Raw genomic sequence first — 21578 nt, forward strand, 5'->3', positions numbered from 1 at the left:
TCGCGGTTGAGCAGACTCTACATTAAAGTGAGGGATCTTTCGGGGGGCAGGTCATATGGCATCGCCGCCGTGCTGCCGGGGATGAAGGCGCAGAAATCGGGCCATATCATCAACCTGTCCTCGGTCGCGGGGCTGAAGGTCTCGGGCGGGGTCGGCACGGTTTACAGCGCGACGAAGTTTGCGGTGAAGGCGATTTCCGAAGGGCTGCGTGCCGAGGTCGCGGGCGACAATATCCGCGTGACCACGCTTTACCCCGGCGCCATCGACAGCGAGCTGAAGCTGGGCAGCTCCGACCCGACCGCCAGCGCCGCGATGCAGGGCTTCTATGCCGCCAATGAAATCGGTGCCGACAGCGTAGCCCGCGCCATCGCCTATGCCATCGAGCAACCCGCCGATGTGGCGATCAACGAAATCACCATCCGGCCGACACGGCAGGAGTTCTAAGGCAGACCCATGCGTTTCGTCTGTATCAGCCGCCCCAAGGACGGCACCCGGCCCGAGGATTTCCTGCCGCATCTGGACGCCGAGGTTCGCGCCGCGTGGCAGAACCACAGCAGCGGCATCTACCGCGATGCCTATATCCGGCAGGATCTGCCCGGTGTGGTGCTGATGCTGGATGCCGACACGCTTGATGCCGCGCGACAGATCACCGATGCGCTGCCGCTGAGCAAAGCCGGGCTGATCTCGTTCCAGATCATCCCCATCGGCCCATTCACCAACTGGGAGATGCTGTTCACAAATCCCTGACGCGACATCCCCCGGCGATGCGGCACCGCCGCGCCGCCACCCGGACACTCAACCAAACCCAAAGGAAAACATCATGCGTTTCATTTCCATCAGCCGCCCCCTGAACGATGCGGGCATGGACCAGTTCGCGCCCTATCTGGACGCCGAGGTCCGCTATGGCTGGCAGAATTACAAGGACGGCACCTTCCGCGACATCTATTTCCGCCAAGACGTGCTGGGCGTCGTCATCATGCTGGACGCTGACGATCAGGCCGCAGCCGAAGCCGCCGTCGCGGGCTTTCCGCTGGCCAAAGCCGGGCTGATCGCCTTTGACACCATCCCCGTTGGTCCGTTCACCAATTGGGAAATGTTGTTCGCCAGCGCATAAGGATCAAGAAAATGACCAATGCATCCGATCTGAAACCCGTTCTGTTCGTCGTCAGCAGCAATAACGTCAAGGGCGCGACCGGCATCCCCACCGGCTATAACCTTGCCGAAGTCACGCATCCGCTGGAAAAGCTGCAAAAGGCCGGCATCAAGGTCGAGTTCGCTTCGCCCAAGGGCGGTGACGCGCCCCTCGACGGGTTGGAGGATATGTCCGATCCGGTGATCGCGCATTTCTGGGCCGATGCCGATTTCCGCCACGCGATCAGCCACACGATCCCGATGGATCAGGTGGATCCGTCGCGCTATTCCGCGATCTTTTTCGCGGGCGGGCATGGCACGATGTGGGATTTCCCCGACAATGCCGCGATCCAGAATGCGATCCGCGAGATCGACGCGGCGGGCGGCATCGTCTCGGCCGTCTGCCACGGCCCGGCGGCGCTGGTGAATGCGCTGGACGCCGATGGTAAGCCGCTGGTTGCGGGCAAGCGGCTCGCGTCCTTCACCAATGCCGAGGAAGACGAGGTCCAGTCCACCGATGTCGTCCCCTTCCTGCTGGCCGACCGGCTGGAGGCTGCGGGCGGGCATCATGTGGACAGCCCGAACTGGTCCGATAACGTGATCCGCGACGGCCGCCTGATTACCGGCCAGAACCCGCAATCCGCCGCCCATCTGGGCGAGGTGCTGCGCGACGCGCTGCTGGCGTGACCAAAGGGCGCGGGGGCTACCCCGCGCCGCAACGAAGGGAGGCAGATGACCAACCAACCACTTGACCGACGCACGGTTCTGCAACTGGCCGGGGCTGCGTTTGCCCTGCCGCTCTTCACCCCCTTTTCGGCAAAGGCGAACAGCATGAATATCGGCTCTGACAATTTCTATACCAGCGATCAGGTCACGCTGACCAAGGTCCGCTTTCCCAGCCAGCTCGGGCTTGAAATCGCGGGCAATCTGATCCGCCCCAAGGATAGGGCGGGCCCCTTGCCCGCGCTGATCGTGGGCCACCCGATGGGCGCGGTCAAGGAACAGGCCGCCACGCTTTACGCCACCAAAATGGCCGAGCGCGGCTATGTCACCCTTGCCATCGACCTGCCCTATTGGGGCGAAAGCGAGGGGCAGCCGCGCAATACCGTCGCCCCCGACGCTTATGCCGAGGCTTTCAGCGCCGCCGTCGATTACCTGACCACGCAGGATGTCGTGGACGCCGCCCGCATCGGCGTGATCGGGGTCTGCGCCAGCGGCGGCTTTGCGCTCTCGGCGGCCAAGATCGACCCGCGCCTGCGCGCCATCGCTACCACCAGCATGCTGGACATGGGCGCGGCCACGCGGATGCTGGTCGCGGGCGGCACCGATGAGGGCTGGCAGGCCGCCATCGAGGCCTCTGCGGCGCAGCGCGACGCCCAAGCCGCAGGCGGCGCGGTGGCCTATACCGGCGGCACCGTGCTGGAGATCACCGACGACACCCCGCAATTACAGCGCGATTTTTACGATTTCTATCGCACCCCGCGCGGCAAGGTCGTCCCCGAAGGCGCGACGGATGACAGCATCACCCGGCCCACGCTGGCCAGCAATGCGCGGTTTCTGAACTTTTACCCGATGAACGACCTGGGCCATATATCGCCCCGCCCGATCCTGCTGATCGCAGGCGACAGGGCGGAATCGCTGGGCTTCAGCCAGGCCGCCTATGAGGCCGCAGCCGAACCGAAAGAGCTGTTCCTGATCGAGGGCGCGGGCCATGTCGATCTGTATGACGGGGTGAATGTGATCCCATGGGACAAGTTGCAGGCGTTTTTCGATGACGCCCTGCGTCAAAATTAAGGTGACACCATGAAACTGATCTGCGTCGAGGAACATCTGCTGGACCCCGACATCGGCAAAGCCAGCGGCCCGCTGGCCGTGGCCGAGGCCCCCTATCTGCCCGACTGGGGCATCCGCGTGAGTGACGGCGCGCAGGTCGACACGCCGCGCCCGCATGTGCTGGCCAGCGCGGATTCGACGCGGCTGGGGCTGGCCCCGGTCTCGCAGCGGCTTGCCGATATGGACGGCGCGGGAATTGACATGCAGGTGCTCTCCTATGGCGGTTTCCCACAGCTTTTACCGCCCGCGCAGGCCGTCGATCTGTGCCGCGCCGCCAATGACCGGCTGGCCGCGATCATCGCCGATCACCCGACCCGGTTCGCCGGTTTCGCCACCCTGCCGTGGCAGGCACCCGAGGCCGCCGCGCAGGAAATGGACCGCGCTGCCCGCATGGGCCTGAAAGGCACGCTGATAAACGGCCGCCCCGGCGCGGATTTTCTGGATGCACCGCGCTATGCCCCGGTGCTGGAGGCGCTGAACCGGCTGCAACTGCCGCTTTACATCCACCCCGGCCTGCCCTTGCAGGCGGTGCAGCAACCCTATTACGGCGGGTTCGAGCGCGAGCTGACGGCACGCCTGTCGATGTTCGCATGGGGCTGGCATAATGAGGCGGGCGTCCTGACCCTGCGGCTGCTGCTGTCCGGCGCGTTTGATCGTTGGCCCGACCTGCGCGTCATCAGCGGTCATTGGGGCGAGATGGTGCCGTTCTTCCTGCAACGGCTGGAGGATTCGATCCCGGTTGAGGCATCCGGCCTGTCGCGTGGGATCGTCGAAACCTATCGCCAGCACGTCTATGTCAGCCCCTCGGGGATGCTGACCGAGCCGCATTTCCGCTTTATTCACAGCGTGATGGGCGCGGATCGCATCCTTTATTCCGTGGATTATCCCTATCAGAGCCTGAACGGCGCGCGGGATTTTCTGGATCGGCTGGAGATCAGCGACACCGACCGCGCCCTGATCGCGCATGGCAATACCGAGCGCCTGCTGGGGATCGCGCCATGAAGGCCCTGATCCTTGCCGCCTTGCTGACCCTGCCCTTCACCGCCCAAGCCGAGGAAACGCCGATGCCCCCGATCCTGCGCATCTTTGAATTCACCGTCGCCCCGGAGGACATGGAAACCTTCATGGCGGCGGGCCGGGACAATATCCGCAACGCGATCCGCGATGAACCGGGCGTGTTGTCGATGTCTGTCGCGGCGGATGCCAGTGACCCGACCCGGCTGTATGTCGTGGAAACCTACCGCGATGAGGCCGCCTATCAGGCGCACCGCGACACGCCGCATTTTCAGGCTTTCATCGCCGCGATGGACGGCAAGTTCCTGTCCCGCCGCGTGATCGAAACCACCCCGGCAATGCTGGGCGCAAAGCCGTTTGAATGGGGCATGGACTAGGCCCGCCCCTGCCCATCACCACCAGCCAGATCCCCGGCACCAGCACCCCCATCAGCAGCGCCGCGAAAATGATGTCGGAGAGGAAATGCCCGCCAAAAGCCACGCGCAGCCATGATCCGGCCCCGGCATAGGCCACGGCAACGACCGACGCGATCACCCTGCCCCGGCGGTCTATCCGGCCCCAGAACAGCAACAGCAGAACCAGCGCCGCCGTCGTGACTGCGCTGCCCTCGCCCGACACAAAGCTGCAATTGTAGCTGCACTGATCAACGGGGATCAGCGGCGGCATGAACAGCCGATCACCGCCGAACTGGACAATATCACGGGGCCGGGCGCGACCCCAATGCGCCTTCAGCAGCCCATTCACCAACAGCCCCGACCCAAGCACATAGGCCAAAACACCGGCAAGCGCCTCGCGCCGGGGAAACCACCGGCCAAGGATCATCGCAACGATCAGCCAGGCCAGCACCGCATAGATCGAAACCATGAACCCATAGCGCACCGCGATCCAGAACGGCACGGTCGCAACGGGAAAGCCTCCCTCCGACCCGAACAACCCGCTAACAGGCAAATCCAGCGTGGAAAAGGCGGTGAACAGCGCCGATGCAGCGATCAGGCCGATGAAAGAAACCGCCAGAATACGGCGGGCCAGAAGATGCGGAGGCATGGGGAATGTCCGTCAAGGTTGCAGGTTCAAGACCGCAACAGGCCCCCGCAAAATGACGGCGATTTCGGTGTAGGATTACAGATTGGTAATCTCTGCAACATCACCCTGTCAGGCCGCTCCCCCATGTTCAGTTCACAACCGGATAACAGGAGAACGGACATGACCCGGATCAGAACATTCCTTGCAAATACCCTGCTGAAGATGGCGGCCGTCGCGGCCATCGGCATGGGCATCATGGCGGCCATGGCCGCGCTGGTCATCGGAATGGTGGTGATGCTGGCCGCGCGGCCGGCACTTGGCGCGGCACGGCAACAGCCGGTCGAGGCCAGCGCGTCTCCCATAGGCGAGGCCACCCCGACCTGACCCCGGCGCGGCGGGCGGCAGAACATTACGCACAGATAATCTTGTCGCGATTTTTCTGTCACCCTCCGGTCCCATCTTCATCTCATCAGACGGCACAGGACCGTCGGACATATCAAGGAGAACGACCATGAAACGCACCATTTTCACCATTCTGACCGCTGGCATGGTATCCGCTGCCGCTCTGAGCGGCCCGGCCCTCGCCTCGGACAACAAGGATCAGGCTGAAATCGCGCTGTTCCAATCGGCCCAAACAGATGTCGCTGCGGCGATCCGCGCGGCGGAAACCGCCACCGGCGGCACGGCCATCAGCGCCGAGTTCGACGAAAAGAACGGCGCGGGCCGCTGGGAGGTCAAGACCGTGACCGGCACCGCCCGCACCGAGGTCAAGATCGACGCCACCACCGGGCAGGTGATCGAAACCAAGGACAAGGGCGACCTGTCCGGCAAGCGCAATCCCGTGACCCCCGACATGCTGGGCGGCAGCCTGCTGGATATGGTGACGCGTGCCGAAACCCAAGGCGCGGGCAAGGTCATGTCCATCGAGGCCGAGCATGAAAACGGCCAGTTCGTTGGTCTGGATGTCGAGATCGTCAAGGCTGACGGCACGGTTCAGGACTTTCTTCTGAACCCGGCTGATGGCACGATGACCCCGGTTGTCGATAACGACGACTGACGGATAAAACGACCGCCGGCCCCCTGACCGGGGCCGGCCATCTTTGGGGGCAGGATGCGCATTCTGGTGATCGAGGACGACCTCACTACCGGCGATTACATCGTCGCGGGGCTGCGTCAGGAAGGCCATGTGGCGGATCTGTGCCGCAACGGGCGCGAAGGGCTGATCGCCGCGCAGACCAATGATTTCGACGTTCTGATCGTCGACCGGATGCTGCCCGATCTGGATGGGCTGTCACTGATCCGCACGCTGCGGGCGGCGAAAAACCTGACGCCTGCGATTTTTCTGACCGCGCTGGGCGGGGTTGATGACCGGATCGAAGGGCTGAATGCGGGCGGCGACGATTATCTGGTCAAGCCCTTTGCCTTTGGTGAATTATCGGCCCGGATCAATGCTTTGGCCCGCCGCCCGCAGATGCGCGAGGATGACACGATCCTGTCGGCGGGCGATCTGCGCATGGACCTGATCCGCCGCCGCGTGACGCGCGGCGATACGGAAATCGACCTGCTGCCGCGTGAGTTTGCCTTGCTGGAATGTCTGCTCCGCCGCAAGGGCCGCGTCCAGACCCGCACCATGCTGCTGGAGGCCGTCTGGGATCTGAGCTTCGATCCGCAAACCAATGTCGTCGAAAGCCATATCTCGCGCCTGCGCGCCAAGGTGGACAAGCCCTTCGGCAGCGAGTTGATCAAAACCCTGCGCGGCGCGGGCTACAGGATCGACGCATGAGCCGCTGGCGCGAGACTCTGCGCACAACGCCGATGCGGCTGACGCTGCGGCTGGTGGCGCTGTTTCTGGCCATCAGCCTGACGGCCTTTGCCGCAACCTGGTGGCTGACGAACAAGGCGCTGCTGGATGCGACCGAGACCGCGCTGGAACAGCAGATCCGCGACCTGACCGCATCGGACCGGGCGGCGGATATTGGCGCCGCCGTCCGCGCCGCCGCCGCGCGGGCCGATGGCGAACATCTGGTGATCCGCTATGATGGCCCGCAGGGCGTGGTCGGCAATTATCCCGGCGCGGTTCCAGATGCCAAGCTGGCCGAAGCGCGGCTGAACGACGACCGCCATGATGTCGAGGGCCGCTATATCCTGCTGTCCAAGAAGGTGGCCGGCGGCCGCCTGACCGTCGGGCAGGATGCCGAAGCCTTTGACGAATTGCGCGAGATTTTCCTGCGCGTGCTGATGTTTACCCTGCTTCCAACGCTGGTTCTGGCACTTGGCGGCGGGGTGGTGATGGCGCTGCGTTCCGCCCGCAGGCTGCGCGCGATCGAGGGCGTTCTGTCGCGGCTGACGGCAGGCGATCTGACCGCGCGCCTGCCCGCGCTGCCCGGCGCGGCGGATGATCTCAGCCGTGTGGGCGCCGGGATCGACCGGCTGGCGGCGGCGCAGGAAGCCTCGGTCTCGGCGCTACGGCAGGTTTCGGCGGACATCGCCCATGACCTGAAAACCCCGATCCAGCGGCTGGCCGTGCTGCTGGATCAGGCCCGCGAACAGGCCCCCGATCTGGATATTCTGGACCGCGCGACGACCGAGGTGAACGGCATCGTCGAAACCTTTCACGCCCTGCTGCGCATCGCCCAGATCGAGGTCGGCAGCCCCCGCGCCCGCTTTGCCCCGGTCGATCTGGGGGCGCTGGCCGAGACCATGGCCGAACTGTATGAACCCGCCGCCGAAGAAACCGGCCACCGGCTGGCACTGCGCCTGCACGCCCCCACCACGATCAGTGGCGACCGCACCCTGCTGGGGCAGGTCATCGCCAATCTGATCGAAAACGCCCTGCGCCACAGCCCACCCGGCCCGGTCACGCTTGATGTTGCGGGCCCTGTGCTGAGCGTCGCCGACCACGGCCCCGGCATCCCCGAGGCCGAGCGCGAGGCCGTCCTGCGCCGCCTCTACCGCCTCGACCGCGCCCGCTCGACACCCGGCAACGGATTGGGGCTGGCACTGGTGGACGCCATCGTGAAACTGCATGGCGGGCGGCTGGAGCTACGGGATAACGCGCCGGGGCTGCGGGTCGTCGCGGAGTTTCCGCAGGCGAGCGGAGAGCTTTCCTCTAGGACGACGAGCTGACAGGTTTCGGGCTGTGCGATCCAACGGGCCTGCCCCCGTATCAGGTCGGGGACAGGTCTAATCCTAATAAGCAGCAGAATACATGAGACAATTGCGCTAGAAATAGCCTGAACCGAGGCGAGGAACTATCGCCGCCACTGAGGGTAAGGCACCATTAACTGGCTTGCGAGTGACGCGCCGGTGTGATTGACGGTTACCAGACACTTGCACCCATGCTTTATGGAGTAATCTGTGTTAACTAAAATTAGATTGTTAGTGCCAACAAAGCAAGGACTTTCGCGGGCATTTCGAGGGGCAGGCAGTGGAAGCCATCAGACATTAAGATAGAGCGCCACGCGGATGCCGGACACGAAGAACCGTTAAATTTCACGTTTTCCCTTTGGACTGTTTTCTGATTCAAGCTTCCCTAAAGAGAGGTTTGGATACCTGTTGATTGATACATGATCAGCAGCGGACAAGGGTCAAGCCGCTTCCAGGCAAAAAATCGGCTCCCGGTCGAACGGAGGGCGACGAGCGGCTCGTTTATGGAAGGCGTGTTCTGAATCGTACACCCGGGACGCACAGTGGCGCAACTTTCCAGCCTAGCTCGGCAAGCAGAACTCGGTCTTCCGACGGCCCCGCGACTGGACGGCCGCAAGAGTCTCGATTGTATCCTCAATGTCTTGCCAAACAAACCCGAAATAGAAATGGCGATGATCTACGGCACCATCGTCAAGGCCCACCGGCATAAACAGGACTTGAAGGGGGACGGCCATCGGCAAGTCGAAGGACGGCTGGACGACCAATCCTCGCCCTGACGGATGCGTTAGATCGCCTCTTGCGCTTCGTGCTACCGGCGAGGCATCGCTTCGATACGGTCGGCATGGTGCCGCTGATCAACGGCATCACCTTCGCATGATCCTCGCTAACAAGGCGTTCGACAGCAATACATAGAGCTATATCTTAATCCTTAGACTTGACCATCTGTGGCATTTATGAATTGATTAAACAAAAGCTGGTTTTGTAAGGTGTGGTGGTATGCAAGCTGTAGTTCTTTCGGATGTACCTATCTTGCATGATGAAAGGGTTAGTCTAGTAAAGCCTTTTTTTGATACAGAGTTCTACCTTAGGAATAATAACGATGTTTACAAAGCAAAGGTCGATCCTATATCTCATTACCTGAATGATGGCTGGAGAGAGGGACGAAATCCCTCAGCCAGTTTTTCATCATGTGGTTATCTGGAGGTTTATCCAGATATCGCTCGGGCAGGGATTCCGCCATTGGTGCATGCTGCATTGCTTGTACAGAAGCCTGTCAGAGATCGTGTAGCGTTACTATTTGATACAGATTATTACCTAAATCACCTTCCATTGCTGAAAGGCAGCGGTGCCGACCCGCTGCGCCACTATCTGACCGTGGGTTGGCAGCAGGGTGCCAACCCTTCAGCTATGATTTCGACGGCGCATTATTTGCTCCAATTTCCCGACCTGATGGGTGGCACAGTCAGCCCGTTGGAACATTACATTGCGGCCGGCATGCCGCCCTCGACCAGCCTGACGCCGGGGTCCGGCGGCCGCACCGTGTGGACCGGGTTCCTGCCCGACGCGTTCGGCAGTTTCATCGGCACGTATGGCTATGACGCCGAAGCATTCCCGGCGATGCCATTGCAGGCCGCCGAACTGGTCGTCGCCATGTTTTCACCGCAGGATTACCGCCGCCGCCACCCCGAACTGACGGACAGCACCCAGACCGAACTGCTGGCCCATTATCTGAGCGACGCCTTGCCCAAGGGCGAACCGCCCGGACCGCTGTTCGATGCCGACCATTACGCGCGGCAATTAAATCGCCTAAAGATGCAACCACCCGACGGCGCACCGTTTCTGGACTGGCTGCGACGCGGTCGCGCCGTTGGAATCAGCCCAAACCCGGCCTTTGACAAGCACGCCTATCACCTGCTGAATCCGGGACTTTCCGAGGGGATGGATCACTGGCTGCTGCACGGGCTGCGTGAAAACCGGCAATATCTGCCGAACATCACAATGGGCGCCCTGCCTCTGGTCGCTGGCGCGCCGGCCCGTTCCGGCCTTGGCCGGGTGTTTGCCGAAACCGTGGCCGGCCCCGCAGCCGCCGATCTGGCCGCGATGCAGGCCTTCCGCGCGGACGGGCTGAAAAAGGCCATCGCCGCCGCCAACGCGATCGAACCGCAGATCGGGATGATCTCGGAAAAGACGCCGTCCTTCATGCCTCCCTGGCACGACAACCTGTTCCAGCTGTTCAAGGCCTGCGTCGCGCGGCTGCCCGAAGGGCAGTTCCATAACGTCGTCGCCGTGCCGTTCGTCAAGCTGGGCGGCTCGGACTTCGTGGCGGGCGTTCTGACCAAGGCGCTGACGGCGCGGTCGGAAACAATTCTGGTGCTGCGGACCGAGCAACCCGATTGGGAACGGCCCGACTGGTTCCCTGACAACGTGGCCACAGCGGATCTGTCCGATCTGCTGACGCAGGTGGACATGCCGATGCGCGCGCAGTTGATGTATGCCTTGCTGCATCACGTTGACGCACGGCGCCTGTTCAACGTCAACAGCCGCGCCGCCTATGAAACGCTTCAGCGGTTTGGCAGCCAGCTGCGCCGGTTCATCGCGCTTTACACCTATTACTTCTGCGCAGACCGTCGCCCCAACGGGACCGAAGTCGGCTATGCCATCGACTTTTTCGCGCCATTGCAGCGGCATCTTGACTGCGCGCTGATCGACAACGCCGATTTCGCGCAGACGCTGATCGACCGGCACGCGCTGGCCCCGGAACAGGCGCAGCGCATCCAGCCGATCTACAGCCCGACGATGGAGCCGGCGGCCGCCAGCGCCGTCGTCGATGCGCAGGTCGCCAGTGCCGGCAGCCGGGCGCGGCCGCGAATCCTGTGGGCCGGCCGCTTTGACCGGCAAAAGCGGTTCGATCTGGTGCAGGACATCGCGCGTCAGATGTCGCAGGTCGATTTCCTGTGCTGGGGCAAGGCCGTCCTGGACCAGCCCCCGGACCTGTCGCAACTGCCGGCAAACATGTCGCTGATGGGGGTCTATACCAGCATCGACGAACTGCCGCTGACGGATTGCGATGGCTGGCTTTACACCTCGGGGTGGGACGGGCTGCCGACGATCCTGATCGAAATCGCCGCCCGCGGCATGCCGGTCGTCGCCAGCGCAGTCGGCGGCGTGCCGGAACTGGTGACGCCGCAGACGGGGTGGCCGGTGCCGCCGGACGCCGGCACCGACGATTACGTCCGCATCCTGCGCGAGATGCTGGAGGCCCCCGGCGAACGCCAGCGGCGCGGCCGCGCGCTGCTGGATCTGGCCCGTTCGCGGCACAGCCAAACCCATTACCGCCGCCAGCTTGATTCGATCCTTGACGGACAAAAGGTGTCAGAATGACCGACCTCAGCGTGATCCTGACGGCCCACCGCGAAGGGATTCTGGCCGGGCCGACCATCCGCAGCGCGCAGGCCGCAATGGTGCATGCAAGGGCCGCCGGCGCGGCGCTGGAACTGATTGTCGTGCTGGACCGCGCCGACGATGACACACGGGCGATCATGCGCCACGGGTTCGGCCGGATGGACGGCGCCAGCGTGACATTCCTGGACACCGACGAAGGCGATCCCGGCCGCGCCCGCAATCGCGGCATCGAACGCGCAGCAGGATTTGCCGCGACGTTTCTGGATGCCGACGATCTGGTGTCGGAAAACTGGTTCACGCAGGCGTTGACCGCAGCCAGGGCGCGCCCGGACGCCATCTTTCACCCGGCCGTCAATCAGGTCTTTGGCATCGAAAGCAACCTGTGGTGGCACGTCGATTCGGAATCGGCGCTGTTTGATCCGCTGTATCTTGAATGGTCGAATTACTGGACCGCGATTTCCTGCGCGCCGGTTGACACCTATCGCCGCCTGCCGTTCGCGGCCAATAATCTGCATCAGGGGTTCGGCCACGAGGACTGGCACTGGAACCGGGTGACGCTGGCGGCTGGTCATCCGCACAAGCCGGTGCCGGACACGGTGTATTTCATCCGCCGCCGCCGCGGGTCGCAAATGTCGCATGTGCAGGCCGCCGACGGGGTCAGCTGGCCAATGCGCGAAGCGCTTGCCCGGTAATCCGGGCAAGCCGCGTTACTGCGACAGCTTGCGCTGCCACAGCGCGCTGGCAAAGGCCAGCATCTCGTCCTCGGTCAGCGGCGCCTCAAGGTCGCTTTGCTCCGGGTATTCGTCAAAGCTGTCGTCAAACAGCGTCGGACGGTCAAGATCGGGCAGATAACGCGCGCGCAACCGATCATTGGCATCGTCGAAAAGCCGCTGAAACGCCTCGGCCTGCGCGCGCGAGGGCCGCGCCTGCGGTCCCTTCAGCGTATTGTGTATCGCCGCCATCACCGGCCCCCGCGCAGGGTTCAGCGCGCCGTTCACCACCAAAGGAAAGCGCGCGTTGAACAAGGTCAGGAACCGACCCTGCTGGCGCGACACCGACGGGTTGGCCGCAATCTTGTGGGGCGGCGCGGCGCCCAAAGCGGCGGTGTGGAAGAAATCCGGCACCACATCGCCGCCCACCATGCGGTCGCGTTCGAACAGCCGGACCGTAATCGCGTCAGTGCCAAACCGTTCGGCATAGAAATCCAGCAGCTGCGCATAATCGTAAAACGGCGAACCGGGCGCCTTGGCGGGGAACACCTGTCCCTGCCCGCCTTCGCGCAGACGGGTCGAATGATGGCTGACAGCCATGCGGTCCTGACGGCGCAGATAGACCACGACCTGAACAGCGCCGAACCGCGGCGCAAGGTGATCATGCAGCCGCGCGACAAAGCCCTCGTCATGCAGCCGCCCGTGGCAATGTTCGTTGGACAGCACCACCTTTTGCGCGCCCGACGCCGCGATTTCGGCATCCAGCCGCCGCAGCGCCTCGGCCACATAGGCGTCATAGCCCAGCCCGGTGCGTGCCAGTTCCTGCATCTGCAACGGATCTTCGGGGCGGTCGCCCATCCCCAGCAGCGCCAGTTCCGTGTGGTTCGGCGTGTCCATCATCCGCGGATACAGCACGCCCTGCGCCGCCAGCCGGTCGCGGCACACCGCAAGGGCGCGCTGAATCGAGGTGCTGCCGGTCTTTTCCGTGCCGATATGCAGGATCAAATCGGTCAATGTGCCACCTCTGCGGGCTGGGTGAGGACCGGCGGTTCCAGATCATAGCCGAACTGTTCGAAATCCTGCCGATAGAAATCGCGCATCCGCAGGATGTCGGCGCGGTCCCAGACCAACGGCGTGCGCGTCGGCCCGACCGATGACAGCGCGTGCGGCACGGCCTGGGGCGCCGGCAGGCCCAGATCGGCGCTGATCTGGCGCAGGATATTGTCCATCCCGTCCTCGAACCGGAAAATCCGCATCCGGTCGCTGACGAAATGCCATTGCGGCCGCATATGGTTGTCGAAATGGTTCGGATTGTTGCGCGCGTCGATCATCGCGCGTTCCAGCCACGCCGAAAAATGCAGCTGCCCGCCGAAAAACCCCTGCGCGCGCAGCTTCTGGCGCATACCGAATTCGCTGGCCATGCGCGAAAACGGATTTCGCACCACCGCAAAAACATAGTCGAAATCGTCGCCGCCCCACAGCGCGTCGATGTCTGTCCAGGTCAGGTGCTGGGCCGCGATTTTCAGCCCTTCGGGTTTGGTGTCGTTATGCAGGCGCACCCGCCCCAGCCCCTGCATCCAGCGCGTGACCGAAGTTCCGCCGGTTTTGGGAATATGAACGAAAAGAACCCGTTGGCTCGCAATGTGCAGGAACGGCATCTGTCACGCCTAGCCTTGAACGAAATATAAGCACGATTGTGACCAAGTCAGCACCGTTTCACAAGTCCTGGCGCGCTGCGGTGGTCTCGGAAAAGGCGCGCAGCATGCTGGCAATGCCCGCTTTTACCTCGATTTCGGGCGTCCAGCCCAGCAGTGCACGGGCACGTTTGATTGACAGCACACTGCGCGGCACGTCAAAACTACGAGCCGGCCGATAGGTCACATCCGGCTCGAACCCGTTCGCACGGATCAGATCCAGCAAGCGGTTCAGCGACAGCCCATGACCGGATCCGATATTGATCTCGGTCCCGTGCACATCAGCGCGGGCGGCCATGGCAAGGGCGCGAGCCACGTCCTCGACATGAACGAAATCGCGTTCAACCAATCCGTCGCCCCAGATCTCGATCGGCAAACCCTTGGCCGCGTGGTGACAGAAGGTCGTCAACGCACCTTGCGCCTTGCGGATATTCTGACCGGGACCATAAGGGTTAGCGATGCGTAACGACAGCGTGCTGACCTGCCCCAGATCGAAGAACCGCAGGTAATGTTCAGCCGACAGCTTGGAAATACCGTAAGCAGTGATCGGCCGCGTCGGGTGGGTTTCCGGAATCGGCACCGTTTCCGGCACCCCGTAAACCGTCCCCCCGGACGACGCGAACACAATGCGTCCCACACCCCGATCTTGCGCCATCCGAGCCATCGCGATTACACCCAGAACCCCACTGGTGGCGTCGGCATCGGGATGGACGTTCGCCTCTTGCGGGAAATGGGTTGAGGCCAAATGGAGGATACAATCCACCCCCGACAGGCTTTCATGCAAGAGATCGCTGTTGGTAAAGCTGCCCTGCCAGTGGGTCACGGCCTCATGCTGAAACGCGCTAGGGACAAAGTCTAGATTGCGAACTTGCCAGCCGTCTTGCACCAGCTGCGGCAACAGAGCTTGGCCAATGAACCCACCACCACCGGTAACTAGTGCGGTCTTTCCCTGCGCCGCCACCTGCGACAGATTAGAACCCATTGCTTGCATCACGTTCTCTTTCCGCCCTAGAAGCCTAGAGTTTTTCTGTACAGCTGCACTCTCTGGCCTTGTATCCCCGTGAGTTTTGCTTTGTATTGCATCTTTAGAAGTAATGCACAAGAATGTGAAAATGCTATGTGTTCCATTGCTCTACGGCTTTATAGGAAGGTCTGGCAGAATACTCCCATCATCCAATTTTCAGGGGTCGTCCTGACTGGATGCGGAGGCAAATCCGTGGGTTATATTGATGCTTTGACCTATCGTCTTGGCCGTCTTTATTTAGCGGGCTGGTACGGCGACAACGAGTTGACGTTAGAGGTTGGCCAAAATTGCCAACCCTTGCGCCGCAGGCTCAGGCGGCCTGACGTAACTGAGGCAGGTACTACAAGTGGCAACCACAGCGTACCGGTTCTGCCAGGCTTCAATCTTGAGGTGACGTGGGCCGGCGAGCCGGTGACGGTGATCTGCCCGGATGGCACGCGACAGCCTTTGCCAGTGCCCGGCCGAATGCAACACGCGCACTGGCAGTTGCGGGTGCTGGGCCGGATCGTCCGCACTGCCGTGACACAAGGTCCGGCGGTGGCCATAAACCTGCTGCGCAGGCGCAACATTGACCGCGACACGCTGCGGCAGCAGCTGGGGTTGGCCTCCGCGCCATCCGCCCCGACATTGCTGGACAACAGCCTGTTCACCCGCCGCGTCCTACCTCCGGTGCCGCCTGACACCGCGATCACGGTCGTCCTGCCCGTCTATAACGCGTTCGAGTTGTTGCAGGAATCGCTTCACCGGATTGAAGCGTATACCGACCTGCCTTGGCACCTGATCGCGGTCGAGGATTGTTCACCCGACAACCGGGTGAGGTCATGGCTGCGTGACTGGACTGCGACCCGCAGCGACCATGTGACCTTGCTGGAAAACGAACAGAACCTTGGCTTCATCGGCTCAGTCAACCGCGCCTTTCAGGTCGCGCCCAAGGATCGGCCGCTAGTCCTGCTGAACAGCGACGCGCTGGTCCCCGAAGGCTGGGCCAGCCGGATCGTTGCACCCATTCTAGCTGATCCTGGTATTGCCAGCGTGACACCCATGTCGAACGACGCCACCATCTTCAGCCTGCCGGTCATCGGCCTGTCCTCGGGCATTCCCAACGGGCTGGCCGACCGGCTGGACCGCACAGCCCGCGGCCTGTCGGACGCGCTGACCGCCCCGGCCCCGACGGGTGTCGGCTTCTGCATGGCGATGTCGGGACGCGCCCTAGCGACGGTCGGGCAGTTCGATACCGTATTCGGCAAAGGCTATGGCGAAGAAGTTGACTGGTGCCAGCGCATCTTGCGTGACCACGGACTGCGCCATGTCGGGATCGGCAATCTGTTCGTCGAACATCGCGGCGGGCAATCCTTCGGCAGCGAAGCCAAGATGGCCTTGATCCGGGCGAATGGACGGCTGATTTCAACCCGCTATCCGGCATTCGACCAAGACGTGCAGGACTATATCGCCGCAGACCCGCTACGCGGGCATCGCATAGCGCTGGCGCTGGATTGGGCGGCGGGCATGGCGACCGATCAAGGCGCACGACTGCCGGTCTATGTCGCGCATTCCATGGGCGGCGGCGCGGAAAGCTGGCTGCGTGGCACGCTGGCCGCCGATCTGGACAGCACCCTGCCTGCCGCAGTGGTGATCCGCCTAGGCAACGCCACCCGCTATCTGGTAGAACTGCACACCAAGGGCAGCGTTAGCCGCGTCGCGGTCAACGACACTGCCGTTCTGCGCCGCCTGCTGGCGCCTGTAGCGGGGAATCGCCTGATCTATTCCTGCGGCGTAGGCGACCCCTACGGCATCGAGATTCCGGGCCTGATCCGCGATCTAGCCGGACCAGAGGGCCGGATCGAGGTGCTGGTTCATGATTATTGGCCGGTCAGCCCCTCCTATACGCTGGTCGATGCCGACGGCATCTTTCACGGCGTCCCCGCGCTTGACAGCTACGATTCTGCCCATCAGGGGATAGACGCTGCGGGCCGTAAGGTCACGTTGGCCGACTGGCAGGCCGAATGGGGCCGCCTGATCCTAGCCGCCAACGAGGTTCGGGTGTTTTCCAACAGCAGCGCGCGGATCATCCGACAGGTCTGGCCCGCGCTGGGTGACACGCTGGTCGTGCGCGGCCACCAGACCGACACGCAAGGTCTGGCGATTGCCGACCCGGACTGGCTGGACGACACTCCTGGCACCATTGCGGTGCTGGGCGCCATCGGCGCCTATAAGGGCGCGCTGTATCTATCGCAGGTCGCGGCCGCATTCCAGAAACTACCTGACGCGCCCCGTCTGGTTGTGATCGGCGAATTTGACCTATCGTTCCCGCTACCCGCCTCGGTAACTGTGACCGGCCGCTATCACCCCGAAGATCTGCCGGGTTTGATCCGCCAGCATCGGGTGCAGGCATGGTTGATGCCCTCGATCGTCCCCGAGACGTTTTCCTTTGCCACGCACGAAATGCTAGCGACCGGCCTGCCGGTGATGTCCTTCGATCTGGGCGCGCAAGGCGATACAGTTGCCGCCGCACCGAACGGCCATATCCTGCCCGACCGTACCGCGCCAACGCTGCTGCGTCTGTTCCGCCAGATCACCGGCAAGGCGGGTTAGGATGGCCCCCTGTGGCCAAACGCGCCCACGCTACATCAGCGCCTGAATCAACGACAGCATATCGCGGAAGGTCAGCGGCGGGGGGGGCGCTGCGCCGTTCGTATCTGGCAAATCTTCGACAAGGCTGGGCGGATAGGGATTTTCGCGTCCAAGCCGCGCAAAAATCTCGCTGTATTCATCCTTCAGAATACGGAACAGACTCAGCCGTTCGGCTTGGGTCAGCGTCAGCTTGGGTGCGTTAGTAAACCGCTGCACCGCCAGATGATACAGCTTCTGTTGCAGATGCGCCGGGAAATCATGCGCCTTGGCGATGCGCATTAGTTCCACCACCGGCGCCGGAACGCTACGGTTTTCACCGCGTCCCGGCACGTGCGGCGCCTCGATCCCCAGCAGCGCAAGGAACGTCTGCACCGGTGGTCCCTGTTCATAGGTAAAGACCGTCAGCGCGTTCTCGCCAAAGTGATCCGCCCATTTGCCCAGTTGCTGACCATAGGCGATGTCGGGGTCGATCTGGCGCGGCTTGTCCAGAAAGAACCGCAGCGGCATGGTGAAACGGTTATTCGGCGACTTGGCCTTCTGATTATAGATCGACAGCAGCATCTCATCGGGGCGGCGCACGCAGGCAATGATCCGTACCCAGTCAGCCCGCAGCCGCGACCTCAGCTGGGCCAACGCCTCGGGCCGCAGGGTAAACAGCTCCTCACTGGACACCAGCACGGATTTGCCGGGATTTTTCGCCAGCACCGCGTTCAGCTCGTCGATCTCGGTTCCGGCGTCGGGGATGTCACCGCGGACCGGATCGCGCATGTTCTTCAGTGCGAAGGCCAGCCGATGCTGCGCAATATTACACCAGTTGACACGAGGATAGACGATATTCGCCCGCGCCAGCAGCGCTCCCGAGTCGGTCAGCAAGGTTTGCAGTGCAGTGGTCGCGGTCTTGTGTGCGCCGATATGAACGATAAGGTGGGTCATGGTTAACTCTAAGATGGTATTTACTCTTCTAACCTGTATTTACTACATTTGATACCCGCTCGAACCTGGGCTGTGATCTCATAATGGCTGTCCCCTTCCCGCTCAATCTGTCAATGCCAGGCAGGGCCGTCGATCCGAACGCCATTCAGGCTATCCCTGGTTAGCCCAAGTCTGGATACTGTGGCACCGCTCGATGATAGTCCCAAAGGGCGGCGCATTTGCGAGCAGAAGCCCGTCCTCGGTCATGCGCCGGCAGTCATCGCCGAGCATCACCAAGGCATCGCCTTTGGGAATAAGCCGCATCTGCCCTGCGACAGCCGCATGGTAGTCGATCACCGACCGATCGGCGGCCCTCTCGGGAAAGAACATCTGCTTGTGCGCGGCGACCGCCTGCGCCAGGCCGCGATCAGCCAGCGTGGCATCGGCGAGACCTGCTTCATCAAGCTTGGCCAGGTCATAGCAGTGCCGGTCAAAGCGATCACCGCGCAGGCGAGCCTGAAGGCAGAAGACATGCGCAGCGGTGGCCTTCTCCCAGAGTGTCCGCTCGGCATGCATGACCCGTGGTCGGGCTGTTGGAAAAGTTACGCCTTCGACAAAGCTGGCAGCGTCACAGGCAACGTCCCGAGGACTTGCCGGCTCGCCGGTGGAGCGAGCCCCGAATTCCAGCATCACAGAGGGTGACACATAGCCCGATCCCCGCCCGGTCGGCTCGTAATTGATGAACAGCTTGTCACCCTCAATCAGGATCGCCCCCGGCACACCATCCCTCGTCATCGCTTCGGCAATCAAAGGTCGAACATCCCTGGCCACCCATTCCGGCAGGCGTTCGCGGACCGCTGCAGACCAGCGCTTCTCTTCACTGCGAGTCTTCGGCAGGGCCGCCTCGCCATCACCGGCCAGATCGGGCACCAGTCTGCGAATATCATAGGTCAGGTCAACATCCTCGGAGAAACGCTGGATGACACCATAGGCCTTCGAAAGCGAGGTTCCACCCTTGAACACGAGATGTTCGCCGAGCGGAGAGCCGAAAAGAGTTTGCAGCGCCCAGACGACCCAGATATCCTTTTCGAGAAGATGCAGCGGACGTCCTGAGCGATCGGCAACAACGCGCAATATCGCCCGTCGTGCCGGGCAGCATAAGGAAAAACAACCTATCCCGCGCCGAGCCTGCCCAGCCCCACGCCGATGCCAAAGACAATCGCCCCACCCACGACCACTTGCAGGATGGTGCTGGCCAGCCGTCCGCCCATGAAGCGCCAGCGGACATAGGCAATCACGATCAGTTCGATCACCACCACCGCATATGCCAGCCGAAGCGCAGCCTGCATATCCGGCAGCAGGAAGGGCAGCGTGTGCAGCATCCCGCCCAGCGCCGTGGCAAAGCCGGTGATGGCGCCGCGTTGCACCGGGCCGCCGCGCCCGGTCACGCTACCATCATCGGACAGCGCCTCGGCCAGACCCATGCTGACACCCGCACCCAGCGACGCGGCCAGCCCGACATAAAAGGCAGTCATCGGATGCCCGGCCAAACCCGCCGCCGCAAAGATCGGCGCAAGGGTGGACACGGACCCATCCATCAGCCCCAGAAGCCCCGGCTGGATCTTTTGCAGGACAAGGTTCCTGCGGGCGTCGTCGGTTTCATCAGACATCAGAATCTCCGGTCCGGGATCAAGGCGGGCGCTACCTGTGGCTATATCTTTTCTCAAGATCAGCCCGCCCGCAGAAGCGCATTTGCAGAACTGGCGACGCATTGTAGCAGGTTTTTATAGTTTTTTCTGTTATCTGAATAACATCATCAAACGCTTTTTGTGCTATGCTTTTTCGACATCACGGCATCAGGAGGCATTACCATGCCCATCGACCACCCCAATCGCTACGGAAAACTCGCGCAGGAAACCTATGACGCCGAACGCAACGATTCCTTCAGCAATCCCGGCCCGAAAAATGCCGGGCTGATGCGGATGAACCCCAATTCGGACTGCCCGCCGCCGACCGATCACGGCGTGGTCGATCCGTTCTGGTATTCCTTCGATCTGGCCCATCGCCGGGTGCAGGAAGGGGGCTGGACCCATCAGGTCACGCAGCGCGAAATCCCGACCTCGACCGATCTGGCGGGGGTCAATATGCGGCTGACCAAGGGGGCGTTTCGCGAACTCCATTGGCACCGGGCCGATGAATGGGCGATCATGCTGGCGGGCCGGGCGCGGATCACGGTGTTCACGCCGGCGGGCGAGATGTTCGTCGATGATGTGGATGCGGGCGATCTGTGGCTGTTTCCGGCAGGCTTTCCGCATTCCATTCAGGCGCTTGGCGATGAGGGTTGCGAATTCCTGCTGGTCTTTAACCAAGGCGATTTTTCCGAGGAAAGCACGCTGTTGCTGTCCGACTGGCTGAAACACACACCGCCGGAAATCCTTGAACAGAACTTCCGTCTGGGGGCCGATTCCATCGCCAAACTGCCCAAGGAAGAACCGCTCTATATCTTCCCCAGCGACGAGCCGACCAATACGCTGAATGAGGACCGGGCCGAGGTTGCGGCGAATGCGGGCACCCCGAAAATGTCCTTCACCTTCAAGGCCAGCACGATGAAGCCGACCCGCGAAAGCGAGGCGGGGCATGTCAAGATCATCGATTCACGCAATTTCCCGGCCTCAAGCAAGATCGCCTCGGCCATCGTGACGGTGAAACCGGGCTGTATCCGGGAGTTGCACTGGCACCCGAATGCGAATGAATGGCAATACTGGATCAAGGGTCAGGCGCGGATGACCGTTTTTCCCGGTCAGGAAGCCGCGCGGACGATGGATTTCAACGCCAATGATGTGGGCTTCGTGCAGACCAATGCGGGCCATTACATCGAAAACACCGGCGACGAAGACCTTGTTTTCCTTGAAATGTTCGTCGCGCCGGAATTTCAGGACGTGTCGCTGAACAAATGGCTGCGGGCGCTGCCAGAACAGGTGGTCGCGGCGCATACCGGCCTTTCGCCCGAGGAAATCCGCAAGATCCCCACGGGCGACAATCCGTTGCTGAAATAGG

The 21578-nt window shown here is 62.4% G+C and carries 23 protein-coding genes; 16 read left to right on the forward strand and 7 right to left on the reverse strand.

Annotated features, from left to right (window positions below):
* The 7 genes from Q4G24_RS14635 to Q4G24_RS14665 form a co-directional block, all read left to right on the forward strand.
* Window positions 1-444: SDR family oxidoreductase (locus Q4G24_RS14635; protein ID WP_303367283.1), on the forward strand; the 444-nt coding region annotated here is incomplete at its 5' end.
* 9 nt (window positions 445-453) lie between these two features.
* Entirely contained in the window at window positions 454-747 is a 294-nt protein-coding gene (locus Q4G24_RS14640; protein ID WP_303367284.1) for a hypothetical protein, read from the forward strand.
* A gap of 73 nt (window positions 748-820) precedes the next feature.
* Window positions 821-1114, forward strand: a complete 294-nt coding sequence (locus Q4G24_RS14645; protein ID WP_303367285.1) for a YciI family protein — start codon at window positions 821-823, stop codon at window positions 1112-1114.
* Window positions 1115-1125: 11 nt separating this feature from the next.
* Window positions 1126-1818 (forward strand): type 1 glutamine amidotransferase domain-containing protein, encoded by a 693-nt coding sequence (locus tag Q4G24_RS14650; protein WP_303367286.1) that lies wholly within the window; start codon window positions 1126-1128, stop codon window positions 1816-1818.
* A gap of 45 nt (window positions 1819-1863) precedes the next feature.
* Window positions 1864-2925, forward strand: a complete 1062-nt coding sequence (locus tag Q4G24_RS14655; RefSeq protein ID WP_303367287.1) for an alpha/beta hydrolase — start codon at window positions 1864-1866, stop codon at window positions 2923-2925.
* A gap of 9 nt (window positions 2926-2934) precedes the next feature.
* A complete protein-coding gene (locus Q4G24_RS14660) occupies window positions 2935-3966 on the forward strand; it encodes an amidohydrolase family protein (RefSeq protein ID WP_303367288.1) in 1032 nt (343 codons plus the stop codon).
* On the forward strand, window positions 3963-4355 hold the full coding sequence (locus tag Q4G24_RS14665; protein ID WP_303367289.1) for a putative quinol monooxygenase: 393 nt from the start codon (window positions 3963-3965) through the stop codon (window positions 4353-4355). Before Q4G24_RS14660 ends, Q4G24_RS14665 begins: the two co-directional genes overlap by 4 nt.
* Here Q4G24_RS14665 and Q4G24_RS14670 read toward each other — a convergent pair.
* The gene (locus Q4G24_RS14670) at window positions 4258-5022 is read right to left on the reverse strand and encodes a phosphatase PAP2 family protein (protein ID WP_303367290.1); all 765 of its coding nucleotides are present in this window, start codon (window positions 5020-5022) and stop codon (window positions 4258-4260) included. The two genes, Q4G24_RS14665 and Q4G24_RS14670, sit on opposite strands and share 98 nt — an antisense overlap.
* Window positions 5023-5181: 159 nt before the next feature.
* On the opposite strand from Q4G24_RS14670, the gene Q4G24_RS14675 reads away from it, so the two are divergent.
* The 7 genes from Q4G24_RS14675 (at window position 5182) to Q4G24_RS14705 (ending at window position 12242) form a co-directional block, all read left to right on the forward strand.
* A complete protein-coding gene (locus Q4G24_RS14675; protein ID WP_303367291.1) occupies window positions 5182-5385 on the forward strand; it encodes a hypothetical protein in 204 nt (67 codons plus the stop codon).
* Window positions 5386-5512: 127 nt separating this feature from the next.
* Window positions 5513-6058 carry a PepSY domain-containing protein gene (locus Q4G24_RS14680; RefSeq protein ID WP_303367292.1) on the forward strand — a complete coding sequence of 182 codons (546 nt, stop codon included), beginning with the start codon at window positions 5513-5515 and terminating at the stop codon, window positions 6056-6058.
* 54 nt (window positions 6059-6112) lie between these two features.
* Window positions 6113-6784: a response regulator transcription factor gene (locus Q4G24_RS14685; protein WP_303367293.1), complete on the forward strand. Its 672-nt coding sequence runs from the start codon at window positions 6113-6115 to the stop codon at window positions 6782-6784.
* Window positions 6781-8127, forward strand: coding sequence for a HAMP domain-containing sensor histidine kinase (locus Q4G24_RS14690; RefSeq protein ID WP_303367294.1), 1347 nt, complete (start codon window positions 6781-6783; stop codon window positions 8125-8127). Before Q4G24_RS14685 ends, Q4G24_RS14690 begins: the two co-directional genes overlap by 4 nt.
* Window positions 8128-8690: 563 nt before the next feature.
* Window positions 8691-8924: a hypothetical protein gene (locus Q4G24_RS14695; RefSeq protein ID WP_303367295.1), complete on the forward strand. Its 234-nt coding sequence runs from the start codon at window positions 8691-8693 to the stop codon at window positions 8922-8924.
* Between the two features lie 553 nt (window positions 8925-9477).
* Window positions 9478-11529, forward strand: a complete 2052-nt coding sequence (locus Q4G24_RS14700) for a glycosyltransferase family 4 protein (RefSeq protein ID WP_303367296.1) — start codon at window positions 9478-9480, stop codon at window positions 11527-11529.
* Window positions 11526-12242, forward strand: a complete 717-nt coding sequence (locus Q4G24_RS14705; protein ID WP_303367297.1) for a glycosyltransferase — start codon at window positions 11526-11528, stop codon at window positions 12240-12242. Before Q4G24_RS14700 ends, Q4G24_RS14705 begins: the two co-directional genes overlap by 4 nt.
* Before the next feature lie 15 nt (window positions 12243-12257).
* Here the strand turns inward: Q4G24_RS14705 and Q4G24_RS14710 are convergent, their stop codons facing one another.
* From Q4G24_RS14710 to Q4G24_RS14720, 3 genes are read right to left on the reverse strand one after another with little or no spacing between them, the layout of a single operon-like run.
* Entirely contained in the window at window positions 12258-13274 is a 1017-nt protein-coding gene (locus Q4G24_RS14710) for a hypothetical protein (protein ID WP_303367298.1), read from the reverse strand.
* The gene (locus Q4G24_RS14715) at window positions 13271-13918 is read right to left on the reverse strand and encodes a sulfotransferase family 2 domain-containing protein (protein ID WP_303367299.1); all 648 of its coding nucleotides are present in this window, start codon (window positions 13916-13918) and stop codon (window positions 13271-13273) included. The genes Q4G24_RS14710 and Q4G24_RS14715 overlap by 4 nt, the downstream gene beginning before the upstream one ends.
* 58 nt (window positions 13919-13976) lie before the next feature.
* A complete protein-coding gene (locus Q4G24_RS14720) occupies window positions 13977-14945 on the reverse strand; it encodes an NAD-dependent epimerase/dehydratase family protein (RefSeq protein WP_303367300.1) in 969 nt (322 codons plus the stop codon).
* Window positions 14946-15443: 498 nt separating this feature from the next.
* Here Q4G24_RS14720 and Q4G24_RS14725 point away from each other — a divergent pair, with 498 nt between their 5' ends.
* Window positions 15444-17570, forward strand: coding sequence for a glycosyltransferase (locus Q4G24_RS14725; protein WP_303367301.1), 2127 nt, complete (start codon window positions 15444-15446; stop codon window positions 17568-17570).
* Between the two features lie 30 nt (window positions 17571-17600).
* Here Q4G24_RS14725 and Q4G24_RS14730 read toward each other — a convergent pair whose 3' ends face one another.
* The 3 genes from Q4G24_RS14730 to Q4G24_RS14740 form a co-directional block, all read right to left on the reverse strand.
* Entirely contained in the window at window positions 17601-18542 is a 942-nt protein-coding gene (locus tag Q4G24_RS14730; protein ID WP_303367302.1) for a hypothetical protein, read from the reverse strand.
* 150 nt (window positions 18543-18692) lie between these two features.
* Window positions 18693-19655, reverse strand: coding sequence for a nucleotidyl transferase AbiEii/AbiGii toxin family protein (locus Q4G24_RS14735; protein ID WP_303367303.1), 963 nt, complete (start codon window positions 19653-19655; stop codon window positions 18693-18695).
* Window positions 19656-19693: 38 nt separating this feature from the next.
* A complete protein-coding gene (locus Q4G24_RS14740; RefSeq protein WP_303367304.1) occupies window positions 19694-20191 on the reverse strand; it encodes a VIT1/CCC1 transporter family protein in 498 nt (165 codons plus the stop codon).
* Window positions 20192-20392: 201 nt separating this feature from the next.
* Between Q4G24_RS14740 and Q4G24_RS14745 the strand changes: the two genes are divergently transcribed.
* Entirely contained in the window at window positions 20393-21577 is a 1185-nt protein-coding gene (locus Q4G24_RS14745; RefSeq protein ID WP_303367305.1) for a cupin domain-containing protein, read from the forward strand.
* The last annotated feature ends 1 nt before the right edge of the window (window position 21578 follow it).

The organism is Paracoccus sp. (in: a-proteobacteria), from assembly GCF_030538695.1.
In the GTDB taxonomy this organism is placed as follows: Bacteria; Pseudomonadota; Alphaproteobacteria; order Rhodobacterales; family Rhodobacteraceae; genus Paracoccus.